Consider the following 6,381-nt stretch of genomic DNA (forward strand, 5'->3'; position numbering starts at 1 on the left):
ACGCCACAGGAGAAGTCGAAACGAATCAACCTGCTCGACTGGGACGGGTCGAGTACCGCCGGTCTGATGCCCGCCACCACCGACGTCCACGTGCCGGACGGTGCGGCCCGATGACCATTCTGAAACTGCGCCGCCGTCCCGAGCCCACCGTCGCCATGGCTGAACGGGATCGACACCTGATCTGGCGGCTGGCCGCGTTGCTGCTCGACTACCCGAGCGACTCGCTGCTCGCGATGACGGATCGATTGAATTGTGCCGCAGCTGAATTGCCGGACGACCTCGGAACCGGCTTGGCTCGGTTCCTCGAATATCTGAGCGGCACACCGCCGTTGGCACTCGCCGCCGCCTACGTCGAGACGTTCGACCTGCGCCGCCGCGCCAGTATGCACCTGACCTACTACGCCTACGGCGATACCCGCAAGCGCGGGATGGCGTTGTTGCGTTTCAAGCACGCTTACCGGCAGGCAGGTGCCGAACTCGCCGACACCGAACTGCCCGACCACCTGCCGGTGGTCCTGGAATTCGCCGCGACGGTCGACCCGATCGGCGGCGAACGCTTGCTCGGCGAGCATGTACCGGTGCTCGAGCTGCTCCGGCTCTCGCTGACGGACAGCGGTTCTCCGTACGCCGACGTGCTCGCGGCCGTGCTGGCCACGCTGCCGCCGCCGACCACCGCGGACCGGCGGCGGATCGCGGAACTTGCCGCGCAGGGCCCACCCGAGGAAGAGGTCGGGCTCGTCCCCTTCGCGACGGACCCGTCGATGTTCGCCGACTCGGAAGGACGCCGATGAACCTGACCCCGCACCTGCCGATCGCGCTGTGGCTGATCCTGCCCTACATCGCGTTCACCTCGTTCGCGCTCGGCCACCTGTGGCGCTACCGGAACGACCAATTCGGCTGGACCACCCGGTCCTCACAGCTGTACGAGAGCCGGCTGCTCCGGCTCGGCAGCCCGCTGTTCCATTTCGGCATGCTCGGGGTGATCGGCGGCCACGTCATGGGTCTGCTGATCCCGCAATCCTGGACCGACGCGCTCGGCATCCCCGAATACGACTATCACCTGTGCGCCGTGCTGTGCGGGTCGGTGGCCGGACTCGCGGTCCTCGCGGGCGTCGCCATCCTGCTCTACCGTCGCCTCACCGTCCCGGCGGTACGCAAAGCCACCACCGGTAACGACAAGCTCATGTACGGCCTGCTCGCCGCCGCACTGATCACCGGCATGCTGAATACCTGGGGCAGCAACGTCTTCTGGGGCGTCTACAACTACCGTGCCACCGTATCCCCTTGGTTCCGTAGCCTTTTTACTCTCGACCCGCGACCCGACCTGATGGTCGACACCCCGTGGACCTTTCAGCTGCACGGTCTCGTCGTCCTGGTGCTCATCGGCATCTGGCCCTACACCCGGCTGGTGCACATGTTCAGCGCGCCCCTCGGCTATCTGACGCGCCCCTACATCGTCTATCGCAGCAAGGCCGCCGAGGCGAGCACCAAGAGCAGCTACGCCCGTGCCTGGCGCGCACCCGTCACGCCGCAGCGCTGGCGCTGATCACGTTTCGGCACAACCGAATTCACCGCAGTGCGGCGACCACCTTCGCGATCCGGCGGGTGCGGGTGTCCTCGCGCTTGGCGTCGACGACCGACGTGACGTGTTCGCGGCGGCGCGAATAAGACAGCTCGTCGAAGGCCGCACGCAGGCCGGCGGTGTGCAAGGCGGCGGCGAGGTCGTCCGGTACCTCGACCGTACGCTCGGCGTCGTCGCGCTCGACGGTGACGAGCACGGTGTCACCAGGCCCCTTACCCAGCTGGGTGCGGATCGCTTTCAGCACACCCAGGCACGGTCCCGACCCCATGTCCACAATGGAACCGCGATATTCGATGCCGTCGAAAGTGGCGCGGACCGGGACGCGCCCGCCGCCCAGCGCGGCCGACACTGCCGCGGGGACGGCGACGAACGCACCGCCGCCGAGCGCCGACTCGACCGTTCCCACGAATTCCGCCATGCGGCCAACCTACTCCTGAACAGGGCAGACGAGGCCCGCGCGCGAATCTGCGCGGGCCTCGTCGGCGGCGGCCTCAGGCGTTGTCGTAGGCGTCCTGGAGGGTTTTGATGTCCAGCTTGGACATGCTGCGCAAGGCGGTGCCCACCGCGATGGTCTTGGCCGGGTCGTCGCCTGCCAGCAGCTTCGGCAAGGCCGTGGGGACGATCTGCCAGGACAGTCCGAAACGGTCGGTCAGCCAGCCGCACGGGCCCGGCGCGCCGCCCTCGGTGAGGGCGTCCCACAGGCGGTCGACCTCGTCCTGGGTTTCCACGATCACCTGCAACGACGCGGCGTCGGTCAGTGGGTGTCCGGGTCCGCCGTTCATCAGGGTGACGGCGTGGCCGTCGAGGTCGAGGGTGACGACCAGCGCCGAACCGTCCGCGTTGCGGGCGACGTCGGTGATCGCCGAGTTCGGCAGCACCGAGGTGTAGTGGGTGGCCGCTTCTTCGGCGGCGTTGTCGAACCAGAAGAAGGTGTTGACGGACATGCTGTGCTCCTTGCGTATCGGTGACTTGCTGTCACCCTCTGGTCGGAGCCGGGTCGACGCCTTCGACGTATCTCGTCGAAAAACTTCTAAAAATTTTCCGGAACACGTTGAGCTGGCCTTTCAGCGCTGCGGGAGCTGATCGAGGTACGGGCGGACGGCTTTTTCGGCAGCCGCCGGATAGTCCAGGTTCTGACTCGCGGCAACTGTCTTGGCGAGATCGGCGAACAGGTCCGCGGTGGCCTGGGCCTGGCGCAGCGGGTCGCCGATCGCGAAGATCGCTTCGACGCGCTGCCACACGCCCGGCGCGGCCCAGTCCCGCATCTTCGTGCCGCCGTGCCAGACGTCGTGCCCGGCGCCGTGGTGCGTCACCGCGTGCCATTCGATCATGGTCAGCAGCAAGTCCTTGGTCTCCTGATCCCGGGAGCGCACCACCCACAGGTCCCCGCGCGCCGAATACCTTGGCAGGTGCGCGATCTCGAACCAGAATTCCGCGCAGTGCGCCGTGAACTCCTGCTGATCCGGTAATTCCAGCACCGGGCTCGCCCCGGTCGCCGCGGGCAGCCGCGCCGCGATCCCGTCGCGATCGAACAGCACCTGGTAGCCCCGCTCGTGCAGTTCGTCCAGCCCGTCCGCGGCGAATTCGCTCAGCAGATCCACCGGCAGTATCTGGAAGTCCGCCTTCACCCCACCGTCGAAGAACACCAGGTGCGCCGGGTTGTCATACGGCCCCTCCAGCTCGATGTTCACCCACACCTCCCCCAACTCCCGCACCCACCCGTCATCCCCCGCGTACCGCTCGGGATCCGTCGTGAACACCTCGACGTCATGATCCGACAACGCGTCCACCGCCCCGCCGACCCGCCCCCGCGACCCCGTCCGCAACACCACCCGCACATCCCCCCGCCCCCGAGCCCACTCCACCACCCGCATCACAAACCCGTCGTCCATCCCCCGATCGTCCCCCACCCGCACTCCCACAACCACCCGCCAACTGGCTGAACCCCACCCCCACACCCCGGCAGCCCCCACAGACCATCCACACCCTTCACAAGCCTCGCACCCCCTGTGAACCGTACGAACGCTCTGTGAGCCCCACCTATCTGTCGCTTGGTCCGCAACTACCCCCAACTTGCCGGCCCCGGGGATACGGACCACCTCCGGTGGCTCAGGCCATCAGCCGGCCTCGCGCAGCCGATCGAACCCCACGTTGAGCCGCAGGTACAGGGCCTCGGCAAGGCGCTCCAGCATCGGGATCGTCGGCATCGTGCCGCCCGCCTCGAAGCGAGCGATCGCAGGCTGCTTCGAACCCGCCCGCGCCGCCAGTTCCGCCTGGGTGAGGCCGAGTTCTTCGCGCCGCTCACGGACGGCGGCACCGAGATCGAATCGAATCCGCGCCGCCTCGTAGCCTGCACCTGCGCCGGGCCGACTCATCACCTCGTCACGAATATCGGTCCAGCTCTTCCCTTCACCCATGGATTTCTTTTCTCCACGGTATGTACCAGCCCTCTGCTTTGCTCAACCTATAACAGGGATGTTATGTCGCGCGGGGGCCGAGCCGAACGGTGGGACGGCTAGGCGCAGGGTGGGGTGGGGGCGTCTTGGAAGAGGGGGTGGGCGGTGGGTGGGGCGTAGACGACGTCGAGGATCAAGGGGGTGGAGCCTTGGTTGCGGCCGATGTGGACGTTCCAGGCGCCTTCGGGTTCGTAGATGAAATCGCCGGGGTGGTAGGTGGGGCCGGTGCAGTCGGGGCCGGGGTGGGTGAGGGTGCCGGCGCGGATGAAACCGAAGACGGGGCCGTCGTGGTAGTGCCAACCGGTGGAACCGCCTGGAGCGATGGTGATTTCGCGCACCACGAGATCGGTGCCCGCGACGAACGGGAGCAGCCCCGCCGGGATCTGGGCTTGGGCGAGGGTGACGGCGGTGATGTCGGTGCCGGGGGTGGCGTTGGCGGTGACGCCGCCGCAGACGGCCGCGCCGAGCACGATCGCCGCGCCGACCACGCGCAGGAATGGCCTCATCGCCGGAGCGTAACCGGGGCGGCAACGGTTACGGAATGCGATTTGTCGCGATTGCCGGAAAGGCACTGAAGGTGGTGAAGGGAAAGTTCACGAATTGTTCGCGCAGTGCCTGCGGTGTCGAGTTGCCCGCGACGGGCGGGCCGTACAGCATGATGCGAATGCCGTCGCATCCGCTGAACCCCGCAGGCGATATTCCGGATACCGGAATCCCGGCCGAGCTTTCCGCCGAGATGACCATGGCCGAGCAGCATGATTGGCACCGGAACTATCTGCGACGGCATCCGGTGTCGCGGCGCAATATTCTGCGCGGCGCGGCCGCGGCGGCCGCCGTCGCCGCGGTGGGCACGTCGCCGTTCGGCAGGCGCGCCTACGCGCAGGACGCGCAACTGGCGGTCGGTGGTCGCCACGTCGGCTTCGGACCGGACGCGGCGAGTCAGCTGCGTTTCGCCGGTCAGCTGTCCCGGCGCCCCGCGGGGACCAAGGTCTTTCTCGACCACGGCCCGACTCCGGCGCTCGGCGCGACGGTGGAGGCCGAGGTGCGCAACCTGCTCACTCAGGTGCCGCGCAGCGACGGCGGTGTGCTCGCGGCCGAACAGTTCTACGCGCACGCGCCGGTGGACGGTCTGCCCGGCCGGTTGCCGCATTTCTACCGCTGGCGCACCTCGGACGGGTTCGCCGGTGATATCCGCGCCGCGGCCCCCGCGATGCCGACCGCACGAGCGGCGCTGGTGCCGTTCCGGTTCACTATGATGGGCGATCAGGGCACCGACGAAACCCCGGCTCAGCCGCCGGGCGTCGCACCCGGCGATTATGACGACAAATACTACAAAGCGGACAATGATCCGTCGGTACCGCACGCCACGAATGTGCTGCGCCAAATCGCCGCCGCCGAACCGGATTTCCATATCCTGGCCGGCGATATCGCCTATGCCGATCCGTCCGGCGCGGGTAAACCGAACCAATTCGTTCCGCACGGCGGCAAACTCACGTCCGGCTTCGACAAGTTCAATCCGTATGTCTGGGACGTGTACTTCGGCGCGATCGAGAACAGCGCGGCGCAGACACCGTGGATGTTCGCGACCGGCAACCACGACATGGAGGCGACCTACGGCGCGCTCGGCTACGGCGGGCACGCGGCGCGGCTCGACTTCCCCGGCAACGGGCCCGCCGGTTGCCCTTCGGCGTATTCGTTCACCTACGGCAATGTCGCGGTGCTTTCGCTGGACGCCAACGACATCTCCTACGAGATCCGCGCCAACACCGGGTATTCCGGTGGGGCGCAGACGAGTTGGGTGGAACGCACGCTGGCCGCCTATCGGGCCGATCCCGAGATCGATTTCCTGGTCTGCTTCTTCCACCACTGCGCCTATTCGACCACCGAGGCGCACGCCAGCGACGGCGGCGTCCGCGACGCCTGGGTCGCGCTGTTCGACCGGTACCAGGTGGATCTGGTGTTGCAGGGGCACAATCACGTCTTCGAACGCACCGACCCGATCCGCGGCAATGCCGCGACGAAGGTGGCGGGCGACAACTCGATCGTCTATCCGGAGTCGGACGGCACCGTCTACTACACGGTCGGCGGCGGTGGCCGTCCCCGCTACGAATTCCAGCCCGGATCGCAGGAGTCCTACCGCGGCAACGAATTACCGGATACGACGGTGCCGAACAGTTACGTGTGGGTACCCGGCGGCGGCAAGCGGGCGGAAGCGGCGCCGTGGTCGCGGGTGCGGTTCCGCAACTACTCGTTCCTGCGCGTGGACGTGCGGCCCGGCATCTTCGCCAGCGAGATGGACGTGGTGGCGGTCGACGAATACGGCCGCGAATTCGACAAGCTCAC

The 6,381-nt window shown here is 67.5% G+C and carries 8 protein-coding genes; 3 read left to right on the forward strand and 5 right to left on the reverse strand.

Annotation, left to right across the window (positions count from 1 at the left end; all coding sequences use genetic code 11):
- Positions 1-110 precede the first annotated feature (110 nt).
- Both narJ and narI read left to right on the forward strand, forming a co-directional pair.
- Positions 111-791: a nitrate reductase molybdenum cofactor assembly chaperone gene (gene narJ, locus TY25_RS02110; RefSeq protein WP_042253679.1), complete on the forward strand. Its 681-nt coding sequence runs from the start codon at positions 111-113 to the stop codon at positions 789-791.
- Complete coding sequence (gene narI / locus TY25_RS02115) at positions 788-1,546, forward strand: respiratory nitrate reductase subunit gamma (protein WP_042253681.1); 759 nt, start codon at positions 788-790, stop codon at positions 1,544-1,546. Before narJ ends, narI begins: the two co-directional genes overlap by 4 nt.
- A 22-nt stretch (positions 1,547-1,568) precedes the next feature.
- Here the strand turns inward: narI and TY25_RS02120 are convergent, their stop codons facing one another.
- The 5 genes from TY25_RS02120 to TY25_RS02140 form a co-directional block, all read right to left on the reverse strand.
- On the reverse strand, positions 1,569-2,000 hold the full coding sequence (locus TY25_RS02120) for a YdeI/OmpD-associated family protein (protein ID WP_042253683.1): 432 nt from the start codon (positions 1,998-2,000) through the stop codon (positions 1,569-1,571).
- Between the two features lie 73 nt (positions 2,001-2,073).
- Positions 2,074-2,526 (reverse strand): VOC family protein, encoded by a 453-nt coding sequence (locus TY25_RS02125; protein WP_042253685.1) that lies wholly within the window; start codon positions 2,524-2,526, stop codon positions 2,074-2,076.
- 120 nt (positions 2,527-2,646) lie between these two features.
- Entirely contained in the window at positions 2,647-3,474 is an 828-nt protein-coding gene (locus tag TY25_RS02130; protein WP_146154150.1) for an aminoglycoside 6-adenylyltransferase, read from the reverse strand.
- 225 nt (positions 3,475-3,699) lie between these two features.
- On the reverse strand, positions 3,700-3,999 hold the full coding sequence (locus tag TY25_RS02135) for a helix-turn-helix domain-containing protein (protein ID WP_042253687.1): 300 nt from the start codon (positions 3,997-3,999) through the stop codon (positions 3,700-3,702).
- 98 nt (positions 4,000-4,097) lie between these two features.
- The gene (locus TY25_RS02140; protein WP_042253689.1) at positions 4,098-4,544 is read right to left on the reverse strand and encodes a cupin domain-containing protein; all 447 of its coding nucleotides are present in this window, start codon (positions 4,542-4,544) and stop codon (positions 4,098-4,100) included.
- A gap of 158 nt (positions 4,545-4,702) precedes the next feature.
- On the opposite strand from TY25_RS02140, the gene TY25_RS02145 reads away from it, so the two are divergent.
- The coding region (locus tag TY25_RS02145; RefSeq protein ID WP_042253694.1) for a metallophosphoesterase at positions 4,703-6,381 on the forward strand (1,679 nt) is incomplete at its 3' end.

Origin of the sequence: Nocardia brasiliensis NBRC 14402 (assembly GCF_000308475.2) — a bacterium.
GTDB lineage: Bacteria > Actinomycetota > Actinomycetes > Mycobacteriales > Mycobacteriaceae > Nocardia > Nocardia brasiliensis.

Bases quoted from the DNA above. Each gene is read 5' to 3' on its own strand.
- TY25_RS02135 (WP_042253687.1), bottom strand. From the start codon at position 3,999: ATGGGTGAAGGGAAGAGCTGGACCGATATTCGTGACGAGGTGATGAGT.
- TY25_RS02125 (WP_042253685.1), bottom strand. From the start codon at position 2,526: ATGTCCGTCAACACCTTCTTCTGGTTCGACAACGCCGCCGAAGAAGCG.
- narJ (WP_042253679.1), top strand. From the start codon at position 111: ATGACCATTCTGAAACTGCGCCGCCGTCCCGAGCCCACCGTCGCCATG.
- narI (WP_042253681.1), top strand. From the start codon at position 788: ATGAACCTGACCCCGCACCTGCCGATCGCGCTGTGGCTGATCCTGCCC.
- TY25_RS02140 (WP_042253689.1), bottom strand. From the start codon at position 4,544: ATGAGGCCATTCCTGCGCGTGGTCGGCGCGGCGATCGTGCTCGGCGCG.
- TY25_RS02120 (WP_042253683.1), bottom strand. From the start codon at position 2,000: ATGGCGGAATTCGTGGGAACGGTCGAGTCGGCGCTCGGCGGCGGTGCG.
- TY25_RS02130 (WP_146154150.1), bottom strand. From the start codon at position 3,474: ATGGACGACGGGTTTGTGATGCGGGTGGTGGAGTGGGCTCGGGGGCGG.